This is a genomic window from Hydrogenophaga sp. NFH-34 (assembly GCF_021401345.1).
Lineage (GTDB): Bacteria > Pseudomonadota > Gammaproteobacteria > Burkholderiales > Burkholderiaceae_C > Hydrogenophaga > Hydrogenophaga electricum.
Genome location: NZ_JACBGE010000016.1, coordinates 26,717 through 51,619, shown reverse-complemented (window position 1 = coordinate 51,619; position 24,903 = coordinate 26,717). Strand labels below are relative to the sequence as shown.

At 64.9% G+C, this 24,903-nt stretch carries 26 protein-coding genes; 14 read left to right on the top strand and 12 right to left on the bottom strand.

Annotated features, from left to right (window positions below):
• Positions 1–43: 43 nt before the first annotated feature.
• The 6 genes from guaB to tnpC all read left to right on the top strand — a co-directional run bounded on the left by guaB (position 44) and on the right by tnpC (position 7,409).
• Complete coding sequence (guaB, locus tag L0977_RS15885) at positions 44–1,513, top strand: IMP dehydrogenase (RefSeq protein WP_234265830.1); 1,470 nt, start codon at positions 44–46, stop codon at positions 1,511–1,513.
• 69 nt (positions 1,514–1,582) lie between these two features.
• The gene (guaA, locus tag L0977_RS15880) at positions 1,583–3,199 is read left to right on the top strand and encodes a glutamine-hydrolyzing GMP synthase (RefSeq protein ID WP_234265829.1); all 1,617 of its coding nucleotides are present in this window, start codon (positions 1,583–1,585) and stop codon (positions 3,197–3,199) included.
• 226 nt (positions 3,200–3,425) lie between these two features.
• A complete protein-coding gene (locus L0977_RS15875; protein ID WP_234265828.1) occupies positions 3,426–4,832 on the top strand; it encodes a tyrosine-type recombinase/integrase in 1,407 nt (468 codons plus the stop codon).
• A 225-nt stretch (positions 4,833–5,057) separates the two neighbouring features.
• A complete protein-coding gene (gene tnpA, locus L0977_RS15870; protein ID WP_006217728.1) occupies positions 5,058–5,453 on the top strand; it encodes an IS66-like element accessory protein TnpA in 396 nt (131 codons plus the stop codon).
• Positions 5,450–5,782, top strand: coding sequence for an IS66 family insertion sequence element accessory protein TnpB (gene tnpB, locus L0977_RS15865; protein ID WP_003121550.1), 333 nt, complete (start codon positions 5,450–5,452; stop codon positions 5,780–5,782). The genes tnpA and tnpB overlap by 4 nt, the downstream gene beginning before the upstream one ends.
• 76 nt (positions 5,783–5,858) lie before the next feature.
• Positions 5,859–7,409 carry an IS66 family transposase gene (gene tnpC / locus L0977_RS15860; protein ID WP_234265827.1) on the top strand — a complete coding sequence of 517 codons (1,551 nt, stop codon included), beginning with the start codon at positions 5,859–5,861 and terminating at the stop codon, positions 7,407–7,409.
• A gap of 22 nt (positions 7,410–7,431) precedes the next feature.
• Here the strand turns inward: tnpC and cadR are convergent, their stop codons facing one another.
• Positions 7,432–7,851, bottom strand: a complete 420-nt coding sequence (cadR, locus tag L0977_RS15855) for a Cd(II)/Pb(II)-responsive transcriptional regulator (RefSeq protein ID WP_010791743.1) — start codon at positions 7,849–7,851, stop codon at positions 7,432–7,434.
• A gap of 55 nt (positions 7,852–7,906) precedes the next feature.
• Between cadR and L0977_RS15850 the strand changes: the two genes are divergently transcribed.
• The 7 genes from L0977_RS15850 (at position 7,907) to L0977_RS15820 (ending at position 12,977) form a co-directional block, all read left to right on the top strand.
• On the top strand, positions 7,907–9,007 hold the full coding sequence (locus tag L0977_RS15850; protein ID WP_077446928.1) for a cation transporter: 1,101 nt from the start codon (positions 7,907–7,909) through the stop codon (positions 9,005–9,007).
• A gap of 42 nt (positions 9,008–9,049) precedes the next feature.
• A complete protein-coding gene (locus L0977_RS15845) occupies positions 9,050–9,988 on the top strand; it encodes a PhoX family protein (RefSeq protein WP_234265826.1) in 939 nt (312 codons plus the stop codon).
• The gene (locus L0977_RS15840; protein WP_234265825.1) at positions 9,952–10,356 is read left to right on the top strand and encodes a rhodanese-like domain-containing protein; all 405 of its coding nucleotides are present in this window, start codon (positions 9,952–9,954) and stop codon (positions 10,354–10,356) included. The genes L0977_RS15845 and L0977_RS15840 overlap by 37 nt, the downstream gene beginning before the upstream one ends.
• A 2-nt stretch (positions 10,357–10,358) precedes the next feature.
• Positions 10,359–10,784, top strand: a complete 426-nt coding sequence (locus L0977_RS15835) for a thioredoxin family protein (RefSeq protein WP_234265824.1) — start codon at positions 10,359–10,361, stop codon at positions 10,782–10,784.
• Positions 10,781–11,461 carry a cytochrome c biogenesis CcdA family protein gene (locus L0977_RS15830; RefSeq protein WP_234265823.1) on the top strand — a complete coding sequence of 227 codons (681 nt, stop codon included), beginning with the start codon at positions 10,781–10,783 and terminating at the stop codon, positions 11,459–11,461. Before L0977_RS15835 ends, L0977_RS15830 begins: the two co-directional genes overlap by 4 nt.
• Before the next feature lie 90 nt (positions 11,462–11,551).
• Complete coding sequence (locus tag L0977_RS15825) at positions 11,552–11,971, top strand: OsmC family protein (protein WP_234265822.1); 420 nt, start codon at positions 11,552–11,554, stop codon at positions 11,969–11,971.
• Positions 11,972–11,984: 13 nt separating this feature from the next.
• Positions 11,985–12,977: a cation diffusion facilitator family transporter gene (locus L0977_RS15820; protein WP_234265821.1), complete on the top strand. Its 993-nt coding sequence runs from the start codon at positions 11,985–11,987 to the stop codon at positions 12,975–12,977.
• Here L0977_RS15820 and L0977_RS15815 read toward each other — a convergent pair.
• The 11 genes from L0977_RS15815 to L0977_RS15765 form a co-directional block, all read right to left on the bottom strand.
• Complete coding sequence (locus L0977_RS15815; RefSeq protein ID WP_234265820.1) at positions 12,956–13,192, bottom strand: thioredoxin family protein; 237 nt, start codon at positions 13,190–13,192, stop codon at positions 12,956–12,958. The two genes, L0977_RS15820 and L0977_RS15815, sit on opposite strands and share 22 nt — an antisense overlap.
• Positions 13,193–13,222: 30 nt before the next feature.
• Positions 13,223–14,668 (bottom strand): permease, encoded by a 1,446-nt coding sequence (locus L0977_RS15810; RefSeq protein ID WP_234265819.1) that lies wholly within the window; start codon positions 14,666–14,668, stop codon positions 13,223–13,225.
• A 112-nt stretch (positions 14,669–14,780) separates the two neighbouring features.
• Positions 14,781–16,160, bottom strand: a complete 1,380-nt coding sequence (locus L0977_RS15805; RefSeq protein WP_234265818.1) for an SLC13 family permease — start codon at positions 16,158–16,160, stop codon at positions 14,781–14,783.
• A 42-nt stretch (positions 16,161–16,202) separates the two neighbouring features.
• A complete protein-coding gene (gene arsH, locus L0977_RS15800; RefSeq protein WP_326491078.1) occupies positions 16,203–16,937 on the bottom strand; it encodes an arsenical resistance protein ArsH in 735 nt (244 codons plus the stop codon).
• A complete protein-coding gene (gene arsC, locus L0977_RS15795) occupies positions 16,930–17,352 on the bottom strand; it encodes an arsenate reductase (glutaredoxin) (RefSeq protein ID WP_234265817.1) in 423 nt (140 codons plus the stop codon). Before arsC ends, arsH begins: the two co-directional genes overlap by 8 nt.
• A 22-nt stretch (positions 17,353–17,374) precedes the next feature.
• The gene (gene arsB / locus L0977_RS15790) at positions 17,375–18,388 is read right to left on the bottom strand and encodes an ACR3 family arsenite efflux transporter (RefSeq protein WP_234265816.1); all 1,014 of its coding nucleotides are present in this window, start codon (positions 18,386–18,388) and stop codon (positions 17,375–17,377) included.
• 69 nt (positions 18,389–18,457) lie between these two features.
• On the bottom strand, positions 18,458–18,952 hold the full coding sequence (locus tag L0977_RS15785) for an arsenate reductase ArsC (RefSeq protein WP_079364899.1): 495 nt from the start codon (positions 18,950–18,952) through the stop codon (positions 18,458–18,460).
• A gap of 11 nt (positions 18,953–18,963) precedes the next feature.
• Positions 18,964–19,527 (bottom strand): ArsI/CadI family heavy metal resistance metalloenzyme, encoded by a 564-nt coding sequence (locus L0977_RS15780; RefSeq protein WP_234265815.1) that lies wholly within the window; start codon positions 19,525–19,527, stop codon positions 18,964–18,966.
• Between the two features lie 11 nt (positions 19,528–19,538).
• Positions 19,539–19,868, bottom strand: coding sequence for an ArsR/SmtB family transcription factor (locus L0977_RS15775; RefSeq protein ID WP_234265814.1), 330 nt, complete (start codon positions 19,866–19,868; stop codon positions 19,539–19,541).
• Between the two features lie 9 nt (positions 19,869–19,877).
• Positions 19,878–21,158 carry an organoarsenical effux MFS transporter ArsJ gene (arsJ, locus tag L0977_RS15770; protein WP_234265813.1) on the bottom strand — a complete coding sequence of 427 codons (1,281 nt, stop codon included), beginning with the start codon at positions 21,156–21,158 and terminating at the stop codon, positions 19,878–19,880.
• The gene (locus L0977_RS15765) at positions 21,158–22,201 is read right to left on the bottom strand and encodes an ArsJ-associated glyceraldehyde-3-phosphate dehydrogenase (RefSeq protein ID WP_234265812.1); all 1,044 of its coding nucleotides are present in this window, start codon (positions 22,199–22,201) and stop codon (positions 21,158–21,160) included. Before L0977_RS15765 ends, arsJ begins: the two co-directional genes overlap by 1 nt.
• 436 nt (positions 22,202–22,637) lie before the next feature.
• Here L0977_RS15765 and L0977_RS15760 point away from each other — a divergent pair, with 436 nt between their 5' ends.
• Entirely contained in the window at positions 22,638–24,659 is a 2,022-nt protein-coding gene (locus L0977_RS15760) for a ParB/RepB/Spo0J family partition protein (protein WP_234265811.1), read from the top strand.
• Positions 24,660–24,903: the final 244 nt, after the last annotated feature.

The following is a 24,903-nucleotide window of genomic DNA, read 5'->3' as shown; positions in this document are numbered from 1 at the left end:
GGCGAAAGCGCGCGGGTACAATAGTGTTTTTGGAGCTTTATCCATGCGCCTCCTCGGCAAAGCGCTCACTTTCGACGACGTTCTGCTCGTCCCGGCCTATTCGCAAGTCCTGCCCAAGGACACCTCGCTGGCCACCCAGTTCACCCGCAACATCAAGCTCAACCTGCCTCTGGTCTCGGCGGCCATGGACACGGTGACCGAAGCCCGACTGGCCATCGCCATCGCGCAGGAAGGTGGCATCGGCATCATTCACAAGAACCTTTCGGCGCAGGAACAGGCCGCGCATGTGGCCAAGGTCAAGCGCTACGAGTCCGGTGTGCTGCGCGATCCGGTGGTGATCACGCCCCAGACCACGGTGCGCCAGGTCATGAAGCTCTCGGACGACCTGGGGGTTTCCGGGTTTCCGGTGGTGGATGCGGGCAAAGTGGTCGGCATTGTCACCGGCCGCGACCTGCGCTTCGAAAATCGCTACGACCTGCCGGTCAGCGAGATCATGACGCCCCGCGAGCGCCTGATCACCGTTCCTGAAGGCACCACGCCCGAACAGGCCAAGGCGCTGCTGAACAAGCACAAGCTGGAACGCCTGCTGCTGGTGAACGACGCCTTTGAGCTCAAGGGCCTGATCACCGTCAAGGACATCACCAAGCAACTGAATTTCCCGAATGCCGCGCGGGACGCCGCCGGCCGCCTGCGCGTGGGTGCTGCGGTGGGCGTGGGCGAGGGCACAGAAGAACGTGTCGAAGCCCTGGTCAAGGCTGGTGTGGACGCCATCGTGGTCGATACCGCACATGGCCACAGCAAGGGTGTGATTGACCGCGTGCGCTGGGTCAAGCAGAACTACCCGCAGGTGGATGTGATTGGCGGCAACATCGCCACCGGCAGCGCCGCGCTGGCGCTGGTGGAGGCCGGTGCCGACGGTGTCAAGGTCGGTATCGGCCCCGGTTCCATCTGCACCACCCGCATCGTGGCGGGCGTGGGCGTGCCGCAGATCATGGCGATCGACAACGTGGCCACCGCGCTGCAGACCACCGGCGTGCCGATGATCGCTGACGGCGGCATCCGCTACAGCGGCGACATTGCCAAGGCCATTGCGGCCGGTGCCAACACGGTGATGATGGGTGGCATGTTCGCTGGCACCGAAGAAGCCCCGGGCGAGATCGTGCTGTACCAGGGTCGCAGCTACAAGAGCTACCGCGGCATGGGCTCCATCGGCGCCATGCAGCAGGGCAGTGCCGACCGCTACTTCCAGGAAAGCAGTACCGGCAACCCCAACGCCGACAAGCTGGTGCCCGAAGGCATCGAAGGCCGTGTGCCCTACAAGGGCTCGGTCGTGTCCATCATCTACCAGATGGCCGGCGGCCTGCGCGCTTCCATGGGCTACTGCGGTTGCCCGACCATCGAGCACATGCGCGCCAAGGCCGAATTTGTCGAGATCACCTCGGCCGGCATTCGCGAGAGCCATGTGCACGATGTGCAGATCACCAAGGAAGCGCCGAACTACCGCGCGGACTGACCAGTCCCGCTCATCAGGCCGTCCACCGGGACGGCCTTTTTCTTTTTCCTGCAGACATCACCGAACGCCATGCAGCACCAGAAAATCCTCATTCTCGATTTCGGTTCCCAGGTCACGCAACTGATCGCGCGCCGCGTGCGCGAGGCGCATGTGTACTGCGAAGTGCATCCCTGCGACGTGAGCAGCGACTGGGTGCGTGAGTTCGCTGCCGACGGTCAGCTCAAAGGCGTGATCCTCTCGGGCAGCCATGCCAGCGTCTACGAGGTGGACGACAAGGCGCCCGACGCGGTATTCGAGTTGGGCATTCCTGTGCTGGGCATCTGCTACGGCATGCAGACCATGGCGCAGCAACTGGGTGGCAAGGTCGAGGCCGGCCACACCCGCGAGTTCGGTTACGCCGAGGTCCGTGCGCGGGGCCACACAGCGCTGCTCAAGGACATCGCCGATTTCACGACCCCCGAAGGGCACGGGATGCTCAAGGTCTGGATGAGCCACGGCGACAAAGTCACCGAGATGCCGCCTGGTTTCAAACTCATGGCCAGCACCGACAGTTGCCCGATCGCCGGCATGGCCGACGAGGATCGCGGCTACTACGCCGTGCAATTCCACCCCGAAGTGACGCACACGGTGCAGGGCCGGGCGCTGCTGGAGCGCTTTGTGCTGGAGATCTGCGGCACGCGGCCCGACTGGATCATGCGCGACCACATTGAAGAGGCGGTGCAGAAGATCCGCGAGCAGGTGGGCGACGAAGAGGTCATTCTCGGCCTGTCTGGCGGCGTGGACTCTTCCGTGGCGGCGGCGCTGATCCACCGCGCCATCGGCGACCAGTTGACCTGTGTGTTCGTCGACCACGGCCTGCTGCGCCTGCACGAGGGCGACATGGTGATGGACATGTTCGCCGGCAAGCTGCACGCCAAGGTGATCCGGGTCGACGCCAGCGAGCTGTTCCTGGGCAAGCTGGCCGGTGTTGCCGAGCCCGAACAGAAGCGCAAGATCATCGGCGGCCTGTTCGTCGACGTGTTCAAGGCCGAAGCCGCCAAGCTCAAGGCTGCCGGCAACGGCACCAAGGGCGCCACCTTCCTGGCCCAGGGCACGATCTACCCCGACGTGATCGAATCCGGCGGCGCCAAGAGCAAGAAGGCGGTGACCATCAAGAGCCACCACAACGTGGGCGGCTTGCCCGAACAACTGGGCCTGAAGCTGCTGGAGCCGCTGCGCGACCTGTTCAAGGACGAGGTTCGCGAACTCGGCGTGGCACTGGGCCTGCCACACGACATGGTCTACCGCCACCCGTTCCCGGGCCCGGGTCTGGGCGTGCGCATCCTGGGCGAGGTCAAGAAGGACTACGCCGACCTGCTGCGCCGTGCCGACGCGATCTTCATCGAGGAACTGCGCAACTTCAAGGACGACGCCAGCGGCAAGACCTGGTACGACCTGACCAGCCAGGCCTTCACGGTCTTCCTCCCCGTCAAGAGTGTGGGCGTGATGGGCGATGGCCGCACCTACGACTACGTGGTCGCGTTGCGTGCGGTGCAGACCAGCGACTTCATGACCGCTGACTGGGCCGAGCTGCCGTACGCGCTGCTCAAGAAGGTGTCCAGCCGCATCATCAACGAAGTGCGCGGCATCAACCGCGTGACCTACGACGTGAGCTCCAAGCCACCCGCGACGATCGAGTGGGAATGAGTCAAGATCGTCCCAAGGTGTTTCGGAACATCCAAGGAAAACCCGATTTCCCTTGAGGGACAAGGACTTAGCCTCCCAAGGCGTCCCATCGCATCCCAGGGCGTCCCAAGCGATCTGACGGTTGACTTGACGGTATCCGGACACCTAAGCTGGCGGGCCTGCAGCGATACCGTCAGACCCCATGACGGTATTTCGGTCCTGCGACATGCAACGGATCGGAGACCTCATGGATACCTTGATGGAACGGGCGCGGGTTGGGCTGGCGAGCGCGAGAACGCGCCACGGATTGACGGAAGCCAAACTGCGAGAACTGCTGCCGAGTGAGCGGGCCTACAAGGTCAGCGACGGAGGCAACGGTCTGTACGTCGTCGTCTCGCCCAGTGGCAGCAGGTCCTTCCGGTACGACTACCGATTGAGCGGCCGACGCGAGACGCTGACCATCGGGCGCCATGAACCGGTTGCCCGCCAGGCCCAGCGATCTCACCTGGCCTACGGCATGGATGTGACGCTGGAGGAAGCGCGCCTGCTGCTGGCTCGGGCTCGTGTCGATGTCAGTTCCGGGCGATCACCCGCCCGGGTCAAGGTCGAGCAGCGCAGCGAAGTCGCCGACGCCATGAGCTTCGGGCGCTGGACGACCCGGTACTTTGAATTCAAGTCCGACGCCAAGAGCGGTGCCGAACGCCTGGCCGACAGCACCCTGGCTTTGCGGCGTTCGATCTACGAGCGCATCCTGGCTGGCCCGTTCGGGAAGCTCAATCTTGATGAAATCAAGCCGGTGGCGCTGGGTGAGTTGCTCGACCGCGTCAAGAAGGAGCGAGGCCCAGGTCCGGCCGTACACGCAAGGGAATTGGTGTTGCAGGTCTACCGGTTTGCCAATGGTAAGGGCGTCGATATCGCCAATCCGGCAGAAGCACTTGCACGCAAGGCCTACGCCACGTTTGTCCCGCGCGAGCGCAACCTGAACCGGTATGAAATCAAGACCTTGCTTGACGGTCTGGAGATGACCGGCACTGCGCCCACACTTCGGCTGGCCGTCAGGTTTTTGCTGCTGACGGGTGTGCGAAAAGGTGAGTTCATCGGTGCGACCTGGGCGGAAGTGGACTGGGAACGGGCACAGTGGCTGATCCCAGCCGAGAGGATGAAGGCAGGCAAGCCACACACGGTGTACCTGGCAGAGCAGGCCCTGGACATCCTGACGACGCTTCGAACCTGTTTCCCGTCGAGCAGCTTTCTCCATCCGAGCCGCTATGACTCCGCCGAGCCAATCAGCCAGGCCACGTTGAACCGGACGATCGCCGCTTCGGTGGACCGGATCAACAAGGATCGAACACCCAGTCAGGAGCTGTTTCTGCCAGTCTCCGTGCACGACCTGCGCCGAACGTTCTCGTCACGCCTCAACGACGCGCTCTTCCCGGAGGCATTGGTGGAGGCCTGCTTGGCCCATCAGAAAAAGGACCAGGTCGCTGCCGCCTACAACCATGCTCGATTGTCCGGGCCTCGACGGGTCCTCATGCAAGTATGGGCGGACATGATGGACTGCTGGATGCGTGGTGAATCCGCACGGGATGTGATCATCATGGGTAAGACGAAGATCGATGCGGCAGCGCACGACGCAGAAGGCATGAACCTGTAGGTGGGAGCAACATCCGACTTTGCGCCTGGGGGCGGCTGGGTTGGACACGCATTTGCCTCGAAACCGTCACGAGATTTTCACTGTTGTTGTCGATGCTCAAGGGACTGTTCAACCCTTCAGAGACCATTGTGAAATCACAGACAACACGTCCCAGCGATCTCTTCAACGTAAGCGTCCGGCAATCCCATCTTGAGATAGACCCAGTGTCGAGGCATCGTGTGCACGATGAACATCACGCACACTATGGCGAACGACACGATCGCCCAGCGCCCCAAGCGGCACTACTACTCCCCGGAACTTAAAGGCCAGATCGTGGCCGAATGCCAGGTCTCCGGCGCGTCAGTGGCCGGCGTAGCGCTTGCACACGGAATCAACGCCAACATCGTTCATCGCTGGATGCGCGAGCAAGCAGACTCCCTGTTGCCAGCGCCCCGGAATGAGTTCGTTGCGCTGAATCTGCCTCCACCAGTTGAACAGCTCCCAGCAACCGAGACCAGCTCGCCGCCCGTGTCGCGTGCGATTCGCGTTGATGTTCGGCGCAGCGCCAGCGTAGTCACCGTGAACTGGCCCCTGGAAGATGCAGCGTCATGTGCAGCGTGGCTGCGCGACTGGCTCCGATGATCCGCATTGATGCGCTGTGGCTCTCCACCGAGCCGCTGGACATGCGAGCAGGCACCGAGACGGCGCTCGCCCGGGTAGTGGCTGTCTTTGGCGCAGCGCGCCCACACCACGCCTATCTGTTCGCCAATCGACGAGCCAACCGCATGAAGGTGCTGGTGCACGACGGCATCGGTGTCTGGCTGGCGGCCCGGCGCCTGAATAGCGGCAAGTTCGTCTGGCCGCGCGATGCCGCCACCACCGCCACACTCAGCCGAACGCAGTTCGATGCGCTCGTGCTGGGCCTGCCCTGGAAGAACGTCGGCGAGGCTGGAGTCATCACTGTACTTTGAGTGCTCCGGTCGTTGGCCAGGCAATCAGCGCTTGCACCGATGCGCGAATGTGATGTTAGCCGCATCATCTTCTCCCGTGATCACCGCAGACCACCTTGACACCCTGGAGCCGCAGCAGATGCGAGCGGCCCTGCTGTCGTTGATGGGTGAGCTGGCCGAGCGAGACGGCGTGATCGCACGCCAGGGCCAAGAGGCGGTCTTCAAGCAGGCGCAGATCGACAAGCTCACGCACGAGAACGCACTGCTCAAGCGCATGAAGTTCGCCGCACAGTCGGAGCGCTTCAGCGCCGAGCAGAAGAGCCTGCTCGATGAATCGCTGGATGAGGACCTGCAGGCGGTGGCCGATGAGATCGAGCAGGCCACGCCGCCAGTGGCAGGCCGCCAAGACAAGCAAGTCCCCAAACGCGCACCCCTGCCGGCCAACCTGTCGCGGCGCGAGATCCGCCACGAGCCCGAGTCCACCACCTGCGCCTGCGGTTGCCAGATGAAGCGCATCGGCGAGGACGTGGCCGAGAAGCTGGACTACGCGCCCGGCGTGTTCACGGTGGAGCGCCACATCCGGGGCAAGTGGGCCTGTGCCCAGTGCGAGACGATTCACCAGGTGCCTGTCGATCCTCACATCATCGACAAAGGCATCCCTACCACTGGGCTACTGGCGCAAGTGCTGGTGGCCAAGTACGCCGACCACCTGCCGCTGTACCGCCAGGAAGCGATCTTCGGCCGCGCCGGCCTAGCCATCCCCCGCTCCACGCTGGCGCAATGGGTGGGCTCGTGTGGCGTGCAGTTGCAGTCACTGGTTGACGCCATGAGGACAGAGCTGCTGCAGCGCCGCGTGCTGCATGCCGACGAGACGCCGGTGTCCATGCTCAAGCCGGGCAACGGCAAGGCGCACCGGGCGTACCTATGGGCCTATGCCACGGGCGCCTTCGAGAACATCAAGGCGGTCGTCTACGACTTCTGCGAATCGCGCTCGGGCGAACACGCCCGGCGCTTCCTGGGCGACTGGAGAGGCAGCCTCACCTGTGACGACTTCAGCGGCTACAAGGCCTTGATCGCAAGTGGTGTGACCGAGGTCGGCTGCCTGGCGCACGCGCGGCGCAAGTTCTTCGATTTGCACGCGGCGAACCAAAGCCAGATCGCCGAGGTCGCGCTGCAGCAGTTCGCGCGGGTCTACGAGATCGAGCGTGAGGTCAAGGAGATTGCGACCGATCAGCGCCAAACCATCCGGCAACAACAAACGAAGCCGCTGCTTGATGCCTTGCACCAGTGGATGGTGCTGCAACGCCAGAAGGTGCCGGAAGGCTCGGCAAGCGCCAAAGCGCTGGACTACAGCTTGCGGCGCTGGGAGGCTTTGACCCGGTTCGTCGATGACGGACAGCTGCCCGTGGACAACAACTGGATCGAGAACCAGATTCGGCCGATTGCCATTGGCCGCAGCAACTGGCTCTTTGCGGGCAGCCTACGAGCTGGTCAGAGGGCAGCAGCCGTCATGACGCTCATCCAGTCAGCACGACTCAATGGGCATGATCCCTATGCGTATCTCAAGGACGTTTTGGCTCGCTTGCCGACGCAACGGGTTAGCCTGGTTCACGAGTTGCTACCGCATCGTTGGTTCGCACCGAGCTGAATGTCGTTATTTGAGGCTCCGCTCAGCGAACGGTTGGCCAGCTTGCCCCAGTGGCGCTGCGCAGCGATTCAAGTGCACCGCAATCGCCAACGCATACCCCTCCCGCACAGGTACTGCGGATGGCACGCAGTTGCTTGCGCAGCGCCTGCAACTCGGCGATTCGCTGCTCTACCAAGCGCATTTGATCGTCTAGCAAGGCATTGACCTCGTCGCAGGACATGGCGGGGTCGTCCTGCAACTGCAGCAGAGCCCGGATATCGTCGTGCGACATGTCCAGCGAGCGGCACCGAACGATGAAGGCCAACCTGTCGACATGCTGTTGGCCATATTGCCGATAGTTGTTGGCGGCCCGCAGGGGCGCCTGCAGAAGGCCCTCTGCTTCATAAAAGCGCACCGCGGGAACGGAGCACCCTGCCAATGACGATAGTTCACCGATTTTCATATTTGCCTACCTACCGCTTGACTCTACAGCTACTTGAGGGTTTCTAATACGGGACATGAGTACATGTCAAAGCAGTAGCTGCTCGAGCAGTTGCAATTCGCAGACGGTCGACGAGGCCCCAAGCGCCATTGCTTCCGTGGAGAGCACATTTTCAGTTCCGGGAATGGACTGCCCCTCCGAGGAGAACCTCATTCGCATGGCGCTGGGTGGTCTGACCGGGGTTGGGCCGATGACCTTCGATCTGGCCCATCGGCAGCTCCGGGTGGTGCACTCGGGCGAGCCCGCCAGGATCGCCCAGAAGCTGACGCCCCTGAACTTGGGTGCGGTTCTGCTGACAAGCGAGAGGCGCACCGAAGGCGGGCAGTGGAAGACGCGTTTCTCCGTGCCGAAGATGGATTGCCCGTCGGAGGAGAATCTCATTCGGATGGCGCTGGCCGATGCGTCGGCTGTTGCGGCACTGGACTTCGATCTGAAGGACCGTGTACTCACCGTGCAGCATGGGGGAAGTACGCAAGAGCTGCTGGGCCGTCTCATCCCTCTCAACCTCGGCGCGCAAGTGTTGGACAGCGTGCAAAGCGACGAGTCTACGGCCCCAGACGCAGAGGGGAATGCCTCTGAGGCTCGGACCTTAAAGCTGCTGCTCGCTATCAACGGTGCGATGTTTGTCTTTGAGTTGATCGTTGGCCTGATCGCCCAGTCCACAGGTCTCATAGCGGACTCGCTTGACATGTTCGCCGATGCGGCGGTCTACGGACTGGCGCTCTATGCGGTGGGCCGCGCCGCCGCCTTGAAGATGAAGGCAGCGCACATCGCTGGTTGGTTGCAAGTCGTGCTTGCGCTTGGCGCGCTTTTGGAGGTCGTTCGGCGGGCAGTTGTGGGAAGTGAGCCGGCGTCCATGCTCATGATGAGTATCGGGCTGGTCGCATTGATCGCCAACGTCACCTGCCTGGTGCTGATCGCCAAGAAGCGGGATCGGGGCGCCCACATGACGGCAAGCTACATTTTTTCTGCGAATGATGTGATCGCAAACGCGGGGGTGATAGTCGCTGGTGTTTTGGTCGCTTGGACGGGCTCCTCGTACCCTGACCTCGTGATTGGCGCAGTCATTGCGCTGATAGTGCTCAGCGGTGCCCGGCGCATCCTGAACCTCCGATAGCCAATCTAGCGGCATCCCACACCGATGCCTAGCCAAGGTGGGATGGCCGGCCGCTTACTCTTCAACGACGAGAACTCCAACACCAGCGCCAACCCGCACTTTGAAGAGGTGCTGGGCAACCGCCTGAGCCGCCGCAGCCTGTTCCGTGGCGCTGGCCTGACCGCCACCGCACTGGGCGCCACCGCCGTGACCGGCTGCGCTACCACCGGCAGCGGTGGCAGCGGTGGCAGCGTTGCCTCGGTGGACCGCCTGGGTTTCAAGCCCGTGGCCAAGACCACCGCCGACAAGGTGAGCATCCCCGAAGGCTACTCGGCCCAGGTGATCTACGCCCTGGGTGACCCGCTGGCCGCCGGTGTGCCGGCCTACAAGAACGACGGGACCGACACGCAGTTCGAACAACGTGCCGGCGACCACCACGACGGCATGGAATGGTTCGGCCTGGATGCCTCGGGCAAGCCGTCCGCCAGCTTCAACAGCCGCGGCATCCTGGGCGTGAACCACGAGGCCACCACCGACGAGAAACTCGCCTCCTTCTTCATTCACGCCAATGGCGGCGCCTCGACGCTGCCCCGCCCCGCGGCTGAAGTGGACAAGGAACTGGCGATCCACGGCCTCTCGTTTGTGGAAGTGCAGTCCAGCGGCAAGCAGTGGGCCCACAAGGCCGCTTCGCCGTTCAATCGCCGCATCACCGCCATGACCACCGCGGCCATCCACGGCCCGGCCCGTGGCAGCGAACACTTGGTCACCAAGTTCAGCCCCGACGCGACCCTGTGCCGCGGCACGCTGAACAACTGCGGCACGGGCAAGACGCCCTGGGGCAGCTTCGTCAGCGGTGAAGAGAACTGGTACGGCTATTTCTCCCGCGACGCCAAGGACGACGACGCCCGCAAGAAGGACAAACAAGTCCAGGGGTTGGGCTGGTGGACGTGCGCGAACGCGCTGAAGTGGCCCGCACCGCCTTTGACGTGCCGGCCATCGTGAACATCCCGCTGTTTGAACTGGAGCAGCGCTGGAGCGAACTGCCCAAAGACCGAGAGCTGGTGCTGGTTTGCGAAAGCGGTGAGCGCAGCCTCAAGGCCACCTACTACCTGCAGTTCCAGGGCTTCACGCGCGTGAGCAACATGGACGGTGGCCTGCTCAAATGGATGCGCAAGAACTTCCCCGTCATCGGCCAGCGCTACGAGGCTCCAGCTGCTGCGGCGTCGTCTTGCTGTGGTGGCAGCGTGGCCCCCGAGCCGGCCGCCAGCGCCTGTTGCGGTGGTGGGGTAACTGAGTCGGCAATGAGCGCTTCGGCGGCGGGTTGCTGCGGCACGGCTGTGGACTCAACCGCCCAAGCCGGGTGCTGCTGAGCATGGCCTTGAAGTCGATCCGCTGGTGGGGTGTTGCCGGGTTGCTGCTGGCCCTGCTGGCCGGGGTCGCGATGTACCTGCAGCGCGCTCAGGAACCGGCCGCGCCGAAGGTGGGCGCAACCACCGACCCGGTCGCACTGGCACTGGCGGCCGGCAAGCCAGCCGTCATCGAGTTCGGTGCCAACGCTTGTGTCACCTGTCGTGAAATGAAGCCTGTGCTCGCAGCCTTGGCGCAGTCGCACGGCGACCGCATCACGGTGGCCGACGTGGACATCCTGAAACAGCGCGACACCATCGGCCGCTACCAGATCCGCCTCATGCCGACTCAGGTGTTCTTCGATGCCCAGGGCCGCGAGACCGGGCGGAACATGGGAAAGATCAGCGCCGAGGACATCCTGGCCCGCCTGGGTGTGCCGCTCAAGCCATGACGGGCGAAGAGGGCCTGATCGCCGCGTTTGTGGGCGGCCTGCTGACTTCGGCCTCACCCTGCGTGCTGGCAGCGGTGCCGGTGGCGGTGGGGTTTGTCGGCGGGCAGGCACAGAGCCCACGCCGCGCATGGTCACTCACGCTGAGCTTTGTGGTCGGCATGAACCTCACCCTGGTGCTCATGGGGCTGGCGGCGGCCCGATTGGGCCTTCTGATGGGGGCCTTGCCAGGCCCCTGGCTGGTGGTTGTGGGCCTGATGTTGGTGGGGCTGGCGGCGTGGCTTTGGCGTTCGTCGACCGGTGTTTGCGGGCTGGGTCTGCCACAGCGCTGGCAGCCGGCGCTGTCGCGATCCGGTCACCCCGGGGCGCTGTTGCTGGGCGGCCTGATCGGCACGGTCATGAGTCCCTGCGCCACCCCGGCACTGGCCGCAGCCCTTGCGGTGGCGGGTTCCGGTGCCTGGCTGGGCACTTCCACGCTCTGGGGCGCGGCCCTGCTGCTGGCATATGGCATCGGCCACAGTGCACTGGTGCTGCTGGCTGGGGCCATGCCGGCTGGCGCATCGAGGTTGATCCAGCGGGCAACCACCTGGCAGCACTGGCTGCCGGGGAGGCGCAGCTTTGCCACGCTGCTGGGCGCTGCGGGACTGTACTGGTCGGCGGCCGGACTGGCCTGGGTGTGAGCCCACAATTGACCCATGTGACCACACCACCGGCGCAAGCAAACCGCCTGCATGGCCCGGGCTGTCACCCCTCATCATCTGGAACTTCCCATGAACGACTCACCCACCAAGATGCGTTTTCACGTCGAGTCACAGCGCATCGACGCCCACCAGAGCGAGTCCCTGTGCAAGTCGGCCCGCATCAGCCTGGACACCGACATGGCCGGCAACCCGGACGCGTTCAACCCGGCCGAGTTGCTGCTCGCAGCGCTCTCGGCCTGCATGATCAAAGGCATCGAACGTGTGGTGCCCATCCTCAAGTTCGAGCTGCGCGGCGTGAGGGTGATCGTGGACGGCGTGCGCCAGGACGTGCCGCCCAAGATGGAGAGCATCCGCTATGAAGTCGTCGTGGACACCGATGAAACGGATCGGCGCATTGACCTGCTGCACGACAACGTCAAAAAATACGGCACGGTGTTCAACACGGTGGCGCCGGGCACCGATCTGTCTGGCGTGATGCGCCGCGCTTGAGAAAGCAACCTCGATGAGTGCCGGACACGACCACAGCCACGCCCACGCCAGTTTCGACAAAGCCTTTGCCATTGGCATCACGCTGAACCTGGCCTTCGTCGCGATCGAAGCCTTCTACGGCTGGAAGATCAATTCACTGGCCTTGCTGGCCGATGCCGGCCACAACCTGAGCGACGTCGCCGGGCTGGTGCTGGCCTGGGGCGGGGCGCTGGCGGGCAAGCTGCGGCCCAACCCGCGCCACACCTACGGGTGGAAGAAAGGCAGCATCCTGGCCGCGTTCGCCAACGCCTTGTTGCTGCTGGTCGCGATGGGCGCCCTGGTGTGGGAGGCGGTGGGTCGCCTGCTGGCGCCCGAGCCGATGGCGGGCAGCGAGGGCCTGACCATCATGGCTGTGGCCGGCGTCGGCATCGTGGTCAACACCGTGACGGCGCTGCTGTTCATGCGGGGACGCGAGCACGACCTGAACATCCGCGGCGCGTTTCTGCACATGGCCGCCGATGCGCTGGTGTCGGCCGGGGTGGTGGTCGCCGGCGCGCTCACGCTCTGGATGGGCTGGGACTGGCTCGACCCGGTGGTCAGTCTGCTGATCGCAGCGGTGATTCTCTGGGGCACCTGGAGCCTGTTCAGGCAGTCGCTGCATTTGCTGTTTGACGGCGTGCCCGATGGCGTGGACCCGCAGGCGGTTCACGACTGCCTGGCGTCATTGCCGGGTGTCAGCCGGGTTCATGACTTGCACATCTGGGCCATGGACACCTCGCAGGTGGCGATGACGGCCCACCTGGTGATGCCGCAGGGACATGCCGACGATGGGTTTCTGAAAGACGCCACCGAACGGCTGCACGACCAGTTCGAGATCACCCACGTCACGCTGCAGGTGGTGAAGGTGCCGTTCACCACGCCTTGTGGTGACTGGCAGGCAACAAGTGAACCGCCGGGCCGGGCGGCGGGCGGGCACTCAGGTCATGCGCACCACCACGAATCAGGTCACGCGGACAGCCACTTCTGAACTTCCGCCACGGTGGGAATGCGGCCGCTGCTGACCAGCTTTTCATTCACCACCAGACCGGGCGTCGAGAGCAGGTCGTAGGCCATGATCTGCTGCATGTCGGTGACCTTGAGGAATTCAGCCTCGACCTGGCTGGCGGTGGCGGCCTCGCGAGCCACGGCTTCGAGCTTCTTGCAGTTGGCGCAGCCCGAGCCCAGGATCTTGACGGTCAACATGGTGGTTCTCCTTGGAAAGTGGGAACAGATTCAGGCGGTGACCGCCTGGCGTTGACGGCGGCGCAACCAGGCCAGCGCCACGGCCAGCCCGGCCAGGCACAGGCCCAGCGGCAGGGCAAGCGAGGTCCAGCCCGCACCGTCCACCCAGGCACCGAAGATCAGGCCCGCACAGACGCTGAACAAAGCCACCCAGCCGACGTAGGCGGCGGTCTTGGTGCGGCCGATCACCGCGGCCACCATCAGCATGCTCTGCAGGCTCAGTTCCGGGTCGGCCATCAGGTAGGCCAGCAAGGGGCCGGGGTGCATGCCCAGGTCCAGGAACATGCGGGCCACCGGCACTTCGACCAGTGTGGGGAAGTACATGAAGACGCCAAAGCCCACCGCCACCAGGTTGGCCAGTACGGTGTTGCTACCCGCCAGCGACTCAATCCATTCGGGCCGGATCAGCTGGCGCACCATGCCGACCACGAACACGCCGATCACCAGCACCAGGAAGATCTGCTTGACGAAGCGCCAGGCCTCCCACAGCCAGCTGCGCCAGTCATCGGCCGGCAGTTGCCGGGCATAGAACCACACCGCCCAGAGCGACAACGCCACACCGAAGGCGCGGCCGGTGAGGGCGATAGCCAGCCCCTCAGGCACCGGCGTCAGGCGCAGCGCCGCCACCAGCAGGGTGGTGGCCGCCAGGCCCAGCGCGACCCAGGTCCAGCGGTTGGCGCCTTCGATGATGTCCTCCATGCCCTTCCAGGCCGTGGCCGAGATCAGCAGCAGCAGGCCGATCAGCACCGAGCCCTGAAAGCTCACGCCTTCTTCGCCTTTGGCGGCGTCAAACGGCACCCAGCCGAACAAGGTCTCCTGCCAGGCCATGGCCCAGGGCAGCGGCAGGGTGAAGGTTCCCACGGTGGTGGTCAATGGCCACAGCTTCAGCGTGCCCGCAATCAGCAGGGCCACCAGTGACAACAGCACCCCCAGCGCCGCCGGGGCGATGCTGGCCTGGGCGGCGAACAGGGTGTCGGTCTGGGCGTCGTGGCTGGCGTCGTCGCGCCAGAACACCAGCGCCATCAGGATGCCGATGCCAATGCCGAACATCAGGCAGAACACCACGCGCGCCACTGCAAACTCGGGCCCGAGGATGCTGCCGGTGTAGGCCAGCGCCATGATGTTGCCAGCCGGCGCAAAGAACAGGAAGGTCATGGCCGGGCCGATGCCGGCGCCCTTGCTGTAGATGCCGGCGAACAAAGGCACGATGGTGCAGGAGCACACCGCCAGCAGCGACCCCGCTGCCGCCGCTGCGGGGTAGGAGACGTAGGCAGGCGTGCTGCGCCCCAGCCAGCGCGTGATGCTGGCCTTTGGAATCAGCGCGGCCATGGCGCCAGCGATGAAGAACGCCGGCAGCAGACAGAGCAGCACATGCGCCGCCAAGTAGGCGGCCAAGCTGCCAGCCCCACCCGTCAGCAGTTTCAGCATCAGTTCCATCGACGTCCTTTCGCGGTGACTCCCGGTTCATTGTCAACCTCTGCCATCGAATGGCAAGCAGTCATTGGCGATGGCTTGAGGCGGATCAACGGCGCCTGTCAGGTTGATCCTGTCAGGACAGCGCCAGCAGCCCCCAGAGCGTCAACACCCCCACGCAGACCAGATCCAGCGACAGGCCGGCTCGCAGCATGTCGCGCTGGCGCACCCGGCGTGAACCGAACACCAGGGCATTGGGCGGCGTGGCCACGGGCAGGGCAAAGCCGCAGGAGGCGGCCAGGGCCACCACGATCACGAGCGTCTCCACCGGCAAGCCCATCTGGCTGGCGACAGCAGCAAACACCGGCACCAGCAGCGCCGCGGCGGCGGTGTTGCTGGCGAACTCGCTGAGCAGCACCATGAAGGCGGCGACCGCCAGCAACATGGTCCACGGTGCCGCACCTTGCAGCAGGCTGGCCACTTGCTGACCCAGCACCAGCGAGGCACCCGAGGTGGCGAGCACTTCACCCAGCGCCAGGCCGCCGCCGAACAGGATCAGGACGCCCCAGTCGGTGTGCTCGGCGACTTCCCGCCAGCTCGCGAGACGCAACGCCACCACGGCAACAGCGGCAGCCAGCGCAAACACCGTGTCCGGGCTCTGAATGCCCAGCTGCTTGAGGGGCTCGGCCCCAAAGGTCCAGCCCAGCGCGGTCAGGGCAAACACACCCAGCGTCAGAACCCGTGGCCCGGTCCAGGGCACGCCGGTCTCGGTGATGGCGATGCGCCGGTCAAGGTGCGGACGCAGCACCAGCCGGAGGGTGAACACCATCAAGGGCATGAGGACCAGCACCAAAGGCAAACCGATCCAGAGCCACTGGGCGAAGTCGATACCGGCCGCACGCGCCGCGATGGCATTCGGCGGTGAGCCGACCAGGGTGCCCATGCCGCCGATGCTGGCGGAATAGGCCACGCCCAGCAGCACAAAGGCAAATGTCCGCCGCTCCCGCTGCGGGTCGAGCGGCCCTAGGATGCCAAGGGTCAGTGGCAGCACCATGGCCGCCGTGGCCGTGTTGCTGATGCCCATAGACAACACCGCCGTCACGCCGAACAGCAGCCACACGGCACGGCCCAGATGGCCGCCTGAGAGTGACAGCAGGAAGCCGGCCATCTTGCGGTCCAGCTGCTGGGCACGCAGGGCGCTGGCCAGGGCAAAGCCACCCAGAAACAGGAACACGATGGGGTCAGCAAAGGGCGCCAGTACCTTGACTGTGGTGAGTCCCGGCAACCCCAGCGCCAGCGCACCCACCGGCACCAGCAACGCCGTGACCGGCAGAGGAACCGCTTCCGTCAGCCAGAGCGTCCCGATGAAGACCAGAAGGCACAGGCCTTTGGTGACCGACGCCTCGTAGGGCAGCCAGGCATACAAAGCCAGCGACAGGACCAGCGCGACCAGAAACGAGAGCACGGCCCGACGGGCCGAGACCGCGCCCCCGTCGGACGCGATTTCTGGGCTCATCCGTGACTCGGCGTCATGCTGCGTCTGCCATGGCGCCGGAGGTCATACCGCCTTGGGCAGGTTGACCCGCCGCATCAGTTCTTCGGCGCTTTCCTTGCGCTCGCTGTAGCGGTCCACCAGGTAGGGCGAAACATCGCGGGTCAGCCAGGTGAACTTGACCAGCTCCTCCATCACATCGACCACCCGGTCGTGGTAGCTCGACGGCTTCATGCGGTCGTGGTCGTCGAACTCCTGGAAGGCTTTGGCCACGGACGACTGGTTCGGGATGGTGACCATGCGCATCCAGCGGCCGAGCACGCGCATCTGATTGACCGCGTTGAAGGACTGCGAGCCGCCGCACACCTGCATCACCGCCAGCGTTTTGCCCTGGGTGGGGCGCACGGCGCCGGCCGCCAGGGGGATCCAGTCGATCTGGGCTTTCATGATGCCGGTCATGGCGCCGTGGCGTTCGGGCGAACACCAGACCATGCCTTCGGACCACAGCGTCAGCTCGCGCAGTTCCTGCACCTTAGGGTGGCTGTCCGGCGCGTCGTCGGGCAGGGGCAGTCCACTGGGGTTGAAGATGCGCGTTTCCGCGCCCATGGCCTGTAGCAGCCGGGCGGCTTCTTCCACCAGCAGTCGGCTGAAGGAGCGCGGACGCAGGGAGCCGTACAGCAGCAAGATGCGCGGCGCGTGAGCCGAGTGCGGGCGCAGCAGCCGCGCCGGATCGGGCACCCGGAAATGTTCGGCCTGCACCTGCGGCAGGTCGGCCAGGGGTTTGGAGACGGACTTAGACACGGCGACCTTTTACATCGATGACCACTTCGCCATCTTCCTTGATGAAGGGGCCCTGCTGCGGATACGGCAGGATGTCGAGCACGACCTCGGAAGGGCGACACAGGCGCACTCCCAGCGGCGTGATCACGAAGGGACGGTTGAGCAGGATGGGGTGTTGCTGGATGAAGGCCAGCAGCTGTTCATCGGTCCATTTGGGGTTGCCCAGGTCCAGCTCGGCGAAGGGGGTGCCTTTTTCTCGCAGCACCTGGCGCACCGTGGCGCCCATGGCGGCGAGCCAGGCCTGGATCTGCTGTGTGCTGGGCGGGTTCTTGAGGTACTCGATGACGTTGGGTTCCACCCCGCTGTTGCGGATCATGGCCAGCACGTTGCGCGAGGTGCCGCAGGCGGGGTTGTGATAGATCGTGATGTCGGGCATGAAGAAAAGGTCTGATGCGGGTTCAGGCGGTCCGGGGTTTCCAGGCGTTGACGATGGCCACGAGCGAGAGCATCACGGGCACTTCCACCAGCACGCCCACCACGGTGGCCAGCGCCGCGCCCGAGTTCAGGCCGAACAGCGAGATCGCCACCGCCACGGCCAGCTCGAAGAAGTTGGACGTGCCGATCAGGCAGGCCGGTCCGGCGACGTCGTGCGGCAGCTTGAGCCACTTCGCGCCCCACCAGCCGATGAAGAAGATGCCGTAGGACTGCAGGATCAGCGGCACGGCGATGAGCGCAATCACCCCGGGTTTCTCGACAATGGTGCCGGCCTGGAAGCCGAACAGCAGGACCACGGTGGCGATCAGTCCCACCACCGACCAGGGCTTGAGGCGCGCCACGAACTGTCCCAGCGCTGAAGGCGACTGTTTCACCAGCAGCTGGCGCGTGGCCATGCCCGCCAGCAGCGGCAGCACCACGTACAGCACGGTCGAGAGCAGCAGCGTCTCCCACGGCACAGTCACATTGGTCACGCCGAGCAGAAAGGCGGCAATGGGTGCAAACGCCACCACCATGATCAGGTCGTTCACCGACACCTGCACCAGGGTGTAGTTGGCATCGCCTTTGACCAGTTGGCTCCACACGAACACCATGGCGGTGCAGGGTGCCACACCCAGCAGGATCATGCCGGCAATGTACTCACTGGCCGATTGCGGATCGACCCAGCCCGCAAACACATACTGGAAAAACAGCACGCCCAGCGCCGCCATGGTGAAGGGCTTGATCAGCCAGTTGACCACCAGGGTGAGCACCAGGCCCTGAGGCTTCTTGCCCACGTCCTTCACCGCATGCCAGTCGATCTGGATCATCATCGGGTAGATCATGATCCAAATGAACACGGCGACCACCAGGTTCACCTGCGCGATTTCCATCGCGGCCACCGCCTGGAACACGCCCGGCATGACCAGCCCCAGGCCCACCCCGGCCAGAATGCCCAGCCCGACCCACACGGTCAGGTAACGCTCAAAAACACCCATTGATCACACCTCAGAAATGAAAAACGCCCGATCGCATGGCGACCGGGCCAGAGATTCGAAATCAACCGATCAGGCCTTCTGACGGCCGATATCCACCAGCTCTTTTTGCAGTGCCAGGCGGTCGAGCTTTTCAAACGGCAGGTTGACCATCAAGGCGATGCGGCGGCTGAGCACCATGAAGGTGTCGGCAAAAGCCTTCTTGGCGGCTTCGTCGTCACCCTTGACCTCGGCAGGATCGGGCACGCCCCAGTGGGCCGACATCGGCTGCCCGGGCCATACCGGGCACACTTCGCCAGCCGCCTTGTCGCAGACCGTGAGCACGAAGTTCATGTGCGGTGCGTCGGCTTGCGCAAACTCGCTCCAGTTCTTGCTGCGCAGGCTGTCCGTCTTGTAGTGGTTGCGTTGCAGCAGTTCGATGGCATGCGGATTGACCTGGCCAGCCGGGTGGCTGCCGGCGCTGAAGGCGCGGAAGCGACCGCCACCCAGGTGGTTGAGGATGGATTCGGCCATGATGCTCCGGGCCGAGTTGCCGGTGCACAGGAAGAGCACGTTGTAGACGGACATGGGAAAACCTTTCAGCAGCAGCGGGTTGCAGAGGAGGGAGCGGTGGAGGAGGGCGCGCAGCACGCGCCTGCAGTGACGGAAGAGTTGGGGGTGCAACAGCCGGTTGCTGGGGTGGATGACCCGGTGGCTGGAGCGCAGCAGTTAGTGGCTGTAGCGCCGCTCGGTGCGCAGCAGGCCGCAGCCGAGGCTTCATCAGCCTTTTCCCGGAACATCGGGATGTTGCCCAGCGTGTGAAAGTGTTCCCAGGCGATGCCCTGTGGGTCGGTGATCCAGTGTTTTTCGCTGCGGGCATAACAGCAGGTGGTCGCGCCTTCATCGAGCAGGCGCATGTCTGCAGCGGTAGCGCGGTCCTTCAGGGTCTGCAGCTCTTCGGCGTTGTCGGTCTGGATGCCCAGGTGATCGATACCGGGCTGTTCGCCCCGCGTGGAAATGGCAAAGTTCACCGGCGGGTCTTCGAGCATCCACTTGGCGTAGTCCGCCTCGGTGCGAACCGGCTCTGCTGCAAAGAGTTGGCTGTAGAAGGCAATGCTCTGGGGCAGGTCTGCTACATGCAGATGAACATGGAAGCGCTTCATGGGTGGTCTCCTCAGCAGTTGTCGCAGTCGAGCTTGGTGGGTGATTCCAGACAGGCCTGCCCCTGACAGCAGTGCGCCGTCAGGTATGCCAGCAGGTCGTTCATCTGCGGGATGGATGCGCGGTAGAACAGATTGCGGCCATCGCGCTCGGAGGAAATCAACCCGGAGTGGCTCAGTTCTTTCAAATGGAAGGACAGGGCAGTGGATGCAATACCCAGTTCTTCCGCCATGTGGCCAGGGTTCAATCCCTCAGGCCCCGCAACCACCAGCAGACGAAAGATCCGCAAGCGCGTTTCTTGGGCCAACGCGCCCAGAGCCTTGACGACATCGGTTTCTTCCATGGTGTCTCCTCAGGTGGTCGGGGGGCTGGGCAGGGCCAGCTTGGTCGGCAGCGCCAGCGTGAGCAGCCAGCAGGTGAACAGCATCAGCGCCGAGCCCACCAGTGCGTAGAGCAGGCCGCCCCACTGGTAGAGCAGGCCCGACATCAGCGTGCCGAAGAAGCGGCCCAGCGCGTTGGCGGCGTAGTAGAAGCCCACGTCCTCGGCGGCCTTCTCGCTGCCGGCGTAGGCGAGGATCAGGTAGGAGTGCACGGACGAATTGACCGCGAACGCAAAGCCGAACAGGCCCAGACCGCCGACCACCCACCACTGCAGGTTCGGCAGCTCCAGCCACACCGTGGCCGCGATGCCCACCGGGATCAGCGCCAGCGCCAGCGACCAGCCGCGCGCGGCGGGCACTTCACTGCTCAGGCCGTCGGGGCTGCGTTTGACGAGACTCGGCGCGAACGCCTGCACCAGCCCGTAGCCGATGGTCCAGGCCGCCAGGAAGCCGCCGACCATGGTGAAGTTCCAGCCCTGCGAGTACAGGAACACCGGCACGCCCACCACGAACCACACGTCGCGCGCGCCGAACAGCGCCACGCGCGCGGCCGCCAGGCCGTTGATGCCAGCGTTCTTGGCGAACAGTTCCTTGGCGGATTTCGAGGCCTTGGCCTTGCCCATCATGGGCGGCACCGACGACGCCACCCCGATGAGCACCAGCACCAGCAAACTGGCCATGGCCCAGAGCGAATATTGAAAGCCGAGCGCCTGCAGCAGCACGCCGCCGAGAAAGAAGCCGAAGCCCTTCATGGCGTTCTTGCTGCCGGTGAACCAGGCCACCCACTTGAAGAGCTGGTTGTTGCCGCCGTCCTCGGCCTTGGCCTGCGCCTGCGTGACCTTGATCGCCGATTTGCTGGCGGTCTTGGTCAGGTCCTTGGCCACACCGCAGATGCCCTGCGCCACCACCACCCAGGCCACCGACATCGCCGCCGTCCACGCCGGGTTGAGCAGCGAGAGCAGGGTGAAGCCGGTGATCTGCGTGACCAGACCCACGGTCAGCATGCGCTGGATGCCGTAGCGCGTGGCCAGCCAGCCACCGATCAGGTTGGCCAGCACGCCGGCCGCTTCGTACAGCAGGAACAGAAAGGCCAGCGTGAACGGCGAATAGCCCAGCTTGTAGAAGTGCAGCAGCACCAGCATGCGCAGCGCGCCGTCGGTGAGCGTGAAGCCCCAGTAGGCGGCGGTGACGATGGCGTAGTTGCGCACCGCGTGGCTGGCGGTGGACGGCGCCGAAGGCGACGCTGCAGACATCAGATCCCCACCGATTCCAGATGGCACGCCAGGTCCACCATGCGCGTGGCGTAGCCCATCTCGTTGTCGTACCAGGCGTAGACCTTGAGCAACGTGCCGTCGGTCACCATGGTGGAGAGCCCATCGACGATGGAGCTGCGCGTGTCGCGCGCGTAATCGGCGCTGACCAGCGGGCGGCTCTCGTAACCCAGGATGCCGGCCAGCGGGCCCTTGGCGGCGGCTTCGAACAGGGCGTTCACTTCTTCTGCCGTGGTCGCGCGGTTGAGCTCGAACACGCAGTCGGTCAGCGAAGCGTTGAGCGCTGGCACGCGCACGGCGTGGCCGTTGAGCTTGCCCTTGAGTTCGGGGTAGATCAGCGCGATGGCCGTGGCGCTGCCGGTGGTCGTGGGCGCCAGGTTCACCATGGCGCTGCGCGCGCGGCGCAAATCCTTGTGCGGTGCGTCCACCACCAGGTTGGTGTTGGTCGGGTTGTGCAGCGTGGTGATCTGGCCGTGGCGGATGCCGATGGCTTCGTGCACCACCTTCACCACAGGTGCCAGGCAGTTGGTGGTGCAGCTGGCGGCGGTGACGATGCGGTCGCGCGCCGGGTTGTACAGGTGCTCGTTGACGCCGACCACGATGTTCAGCACGTCGCCGACCTTGACGGGCGCGGCGACGATCACACGCTTGGCACCGCGGTCCAGGTGGCCCTGCAGGGTTTCAGGCGTGAGGAACTTGCCGGTGCATTCCAGCACCACGTCCACGCCCAGGTCGCCCCAGGGGATCTGTGCGGCGGTGGCGTGTTCGCTGAACGACAGGCGCTGGTGATTGATGCGGATGGCGTCGCTGCCCTCGGCCGCGATGTCGGCGCGCCACTTGCCCTGCACGGTGTCAAAGGCCAGCAGGTGGGCGGTGGCGGCGGCGCCCCCTTTGATCTCGTTGAGGTGGACCACCTCCAGGCGGTTGCCGCTGCGGAGGTCGATGGCTTCGCGTTCGATGGCGCCGAAGGCCGCGCGCAGGGCCAGCCGCCCCATGCGGCCCATGCCGTTGATACCGACTTTCATGTGAGGAACTCCTATATCTTCAATGATTCAACGTTTTTTGAATAATAGCGGATTGCGATGAAAGTTTTGTGACACGTGGCGAACGGGAAATGGGCTGACCTTGGTCCCTCCGGTGGTGCTAGACAAGCTTCGCCCCCACTGCGCGCCGGCTTCACCGGCTTGCCTGGCCTCTGCGGGCGCTTCCCCCGTCAAGGGCCGCTGCGGCGCCCGTGTCCTCGGCTGCGCCTGCGGGCCGCGCCAGCGCCTTCGCTTCCTCCCTTGACGGCGCACCCGCGCCGGCCCCAGCTGCTGCCCAAGGCCGCGAAGGGCTTCGCGGCCCCTGCGGAGCCCAGCACCCAAGGAGAGCGCCCATGCACAGCACCGACTGACTTCCCAACCTTTTCTCGATGTCTTCCATTGTTTGAACAAGGTCCCCGTGTGGGACAGGAGATTTCACATGAACACCGTTACCCAAATCGAAACCCTGGCCTTGAGCGCCGTGGCTGCTGCGGCTGCCCTTAGCGCAGCGGCCACTACCAGCGAATCCGTCACCGTGCCGGAAGTGGCTCCCTATGAGCTGCACCTGATCCCCTTGTCGCGGCTGCGGCCTTCCAGCCGCAACGTGCGCCAGAGCGGCGGCACGGCCATTCCCGAACTTGCTGCGTCCATCGCCCGCGTGGGTTTGCTGCAGAACCTGACCGTCATCACTTCGCCCGATGGACAGTGGTTCGAGGTGGTGGCCGGGCGTCGGCGGCTGGCCGCCTTGAAGCTGCTGGTCAAGCGCCACAAACTGGCGAAGGACCACCCGGTGCCTTGTCTGCTGGTGCCCGACACTTCGGCCCGCACCGTGAGCCTGAGCGAGAACGTGCAGCGGGAGGCCATGACCCCGGTGGATGAACTGTTCGCCTGGAAGGCGCTGGTGGCCGAAGGCCGGTCGCTGGAAGACATCGCCGCGGACTTCGGCGTCACACCGCTGGTGGTCAAGCGGCGGCTGCGGCTGGCGAACGTCTCGCCCAAGCTGCTGGCGGACTACCAGCAGGGCGCGGTGTCTCTGGAGCAGTTGATGGCCCTGGCGATCACCGACGACCATGGTGCGCAGGAAGCCGCGTTCTACGAGGTGCCACAGTGGCAGCGCCACCCGGAGTCCCTGCGGGACCACCTGACCCGCGACGAGGTGGACGCCAGCAGCGATGCGCTGGCGCGCTTTGTGGGCCTGGAGGCCTATGAAGCGGCGGGTGGTGGCATCCGGCGCGACCTGTTCGCGGACGAGCAGAAAGGCGTGTTTCTCACCGATGCCGGACTGCTGGAGAAGCTGGCCCGCGACCGGCTGGCCGATGCGGCCGAATCGGTGCGGGCCGAGGGCTGGGGCTGGGTGGAAGTCACACCGCGCGTGTCGTCGGCCGAACTGCACATCTTCCAGCGGGCGCGGCGCTCACGCCGGGAACCCACCAAAGCCGAGGCCAAACACATCGAGAAGCTGGAGGCGGAGCAGGCGCGGCTTCAAGACAAGCTCGACGACGAGGACGACGATCTGAGTGATGACGGTGCACAAGCCCTGCACGAGGAACTGGACCGGCTGGGCGATCAACTGGACGCCATTGAACAGACCCTGGTGGTCTACGACCCCGGCGTCGTCGCCATGGCCGGGGCTCTGGTGTCGGTGGACCCCATGGGGGCCGTGGTGGTGCATCGTGGGCTGCTGCGCGAGGAACAGGTCAAGGCGCTGCGGGCGCAGGCGCAGCCGACGCCGGACGCACAAGCAAGAGGCGAGGGGGACCCAGCAGAAGCGCCCACCAGCCGGGCAGGGCTGTCCGAGAAGCTGGTGCGGCGTCTGAGCGCGCACCGCACCGCAGCCCTCCAGGCCGAGGTGGCCCGCCATCCCCGCATCGCTCTGGTGGCGCTGGTGCACCAGTTGGCACTGCGATTGATTCTGGGTGGCTACGGTGTGTCGCCGGTCAACATCAGCGCCACGCCGCAGGACCGTCTGGAGCAACATGCGCCAGACGTGGCGGAGGCACCGGCTGCGCAGGGCCTGCGAGCCGTGCGCGAGGCATGGATATCGCGATTGCCGGAAGACCCGAAAGCCCTTTTTGCCGAACTGCTGGCGATGGAGCACGAAGAACTGCTGTCGCTGTTGGCCCTGTGTGTCGGTCTGACGGTTTCGGCCATTGCCCAGCGCGAAAACGAGGCCCCCGCTGCGCTGCTGGCGAAGGCGGTGGGGTTGGACATGCACAGCTGGTGGAAGCCCACGGCGGCAGGCTACTTCGACCACGTGTCCAAGGCGAAGGCGCTGGAGGCTGTCCAGGTTTTCGCGCCGGTTGAGGTGCAGCGGTTGGCGAAACTCAAGAAGGCGCAGATCGCCAGCGAAGCCGAGCGGCTGGCCGCTGGTTCGGGTTGGTTGCCGCAAATGCTGACCGAGCCAGTGCAGACCAGTGAAGCGCTGGAAGAGGGCGAGCCGGAAGATCATCAGGTCGCTTGAAACAGCGACAAGCGTCCGAACCGCTCCAGTTCATCCCGGCTTCGGCCGGGATTTTTGTGCGTCTCCGGCGCCGCCGGACCGCGCTCTGGTGCTGCGCATCGAGCCACCAGGCCACAGGTGTCCTGGCGTCTCGACCCTGTCGGGCGCCGATCGCTGACGCCTCCGGCCGTCCCGGCCTGCGCGCTTCGCTTGCCTGCTTAACACCTGCTTGTGTGGTGGGGCTGGCTTGCTGTTCCCTTCATCC

Coding starts and splice junctions, on each gene's coding strand:
- guaB (WP_234265830.1), top strand. CDS start 44: ATGCGCCTCCTCGGCAAAGCGCTCACTTTCGACGACGTTCTGCTCGTC.
- guaA (WP_234265829.1), top strand. CDS start 1,583: ATGCAGCACCAGAAAATCCTCATTCTCGATTTCGGTTCCCAGGTCACG.
- L0977_RS15875 (WP_234265828.1), top strand. CDS start 3,426: ATGGATACCTTGATGGAACGGGCGCGGGTTGGGCTGGCGAGCGCGAGA.
- tnpA (WP_006217728.1), top strand. CDS start 5,058: ATGAACATCACGCACACTATGGCGAACGACACGATCGCCCAGCGCCCC.
- tnpB (WP_003121550.1), top strand. CDS start 5,450: ATGATCCGCATTGATGCGCTGTGGCTCTCCACCGAGCCGCTGGACATG.
- cadR (WP_010791743.1), bottom strand. CDS start 7,851: ATGAAAATCGGTGAACTATCGTCATTGGCAGGGTGCTCCGTTCCCGCG.
- L0977_RS15850 (WP_077446928.1), top strand. CDS start 7,907: ATGAGTACATGTCAAAGCAGTAGCTGCTCGAGCAGTTGCAATTCGCAG.
- L0977_RS15845 (WP_234265826.1), top strand. CDS start 9,050: ATGGCCGGCCGCTTACTCTTCAACGACGAGAACTCCAACACCAGCGCC.
- L0977_RS15835 (WP_234265824.1), top strand. CDS start 10,359: ATGGCCTTGAAGTCGATCCGCTGGTGGGGTGTTGCCGGGTTGCTGCTG.
- L0977_RS15830 (WP_234265823.1), top strand. CDS start 10,781: ATGACGGGCGAAGAGGGCCTGATCGCCGCGTTTGTGGGCGGCCTGCTG.
- L0977_RS15825 (WP_234265822.1), top strand. CDS start 11,552: ATGAACGACTCACCCACCAAGATGCGTTTTCACGTCGAGTCACAGCGC.
- L0977_RS15820 (WP_234265821.1), top strand. CDS start 11,985: ATGAGTGCCGGACACGACCACAGCCACGCCCACGCCAGTTTCGACAAA.
- L0977_RS15815 (WP_234265820.1), bottom strand. CDS start 13,192: ATGTTGACCGTCAAGATCCTGGGCTCGGGCTGCGCCAACTGCAAGAAG.
- L0977_RS15810 (WP_234265819.1), bottom strand. CDS start 14,668: ATGGAACTGATGCTGAAACTGCTGACGGGTGGGGCTGGCAGCTTGGCC.
- L0977_RS15805 (WP_234265818.1), bottom strand. CDS start 16,160: ATGAGCCCAGAAATCGCGTCCGACGGGGGCGCGGTCTCGGCCCGTCGG.
- arsC (WP_234265817.1), bottom strand. CDS start 17,352: ATGCCCGACATCACGATCTATCACAACCCCGCCTGCGGCACCTCGCGC.
- arsB (WP_234265816.1), bottom strand. CDS start 18,388: ATGGGTGTTTTTGAGCGTTACCTGACCGTGTGGGTCGGGCTGGGCATT.
- L0977_RS15785 (WP_079364899.1), bottom strand. CDS start 18,952: ATGTCCGTCTACAACGTGCTCTTCCTGTGCACCGGCAACTCGGCCCGG.
- L0977_RS15780 (WP_234265815.1), bottom strand. CDS start 19,527: ATGAAGCGCTTCCATGTTCATCTGCATGTAGCAGACCTGCCCCAGAGC.
- L0977_RS15775 (WP_234265814.1), bottom strand. CDS start 19,868: ATGGAAGAAACCGATGTCGTCAAGGCTCTGGGCGCGTTGGCCCAAGAA.
- arsJ (WP_234265813.1), bottom strand. CDS start 21,158: ATGTCTGCAGCGTCGCCTTCGGCGCCGTCCACCGCCAGCCACGCGGTG.
- L0977_RS15765 (WP_234265812.1), bottom strand. CDS start 22,201: ATGAAAGTCGGTATCAACGGCATGGGCCGCATGGGGCGGCTGGCCCTG.
- L0977_RS15760 (WP_234265811.1), top strand. CDS start 22,638: ATGAACACCGTTACCCAAATCGAAACCCTGGCCTTGAGCGCCGTGGCT.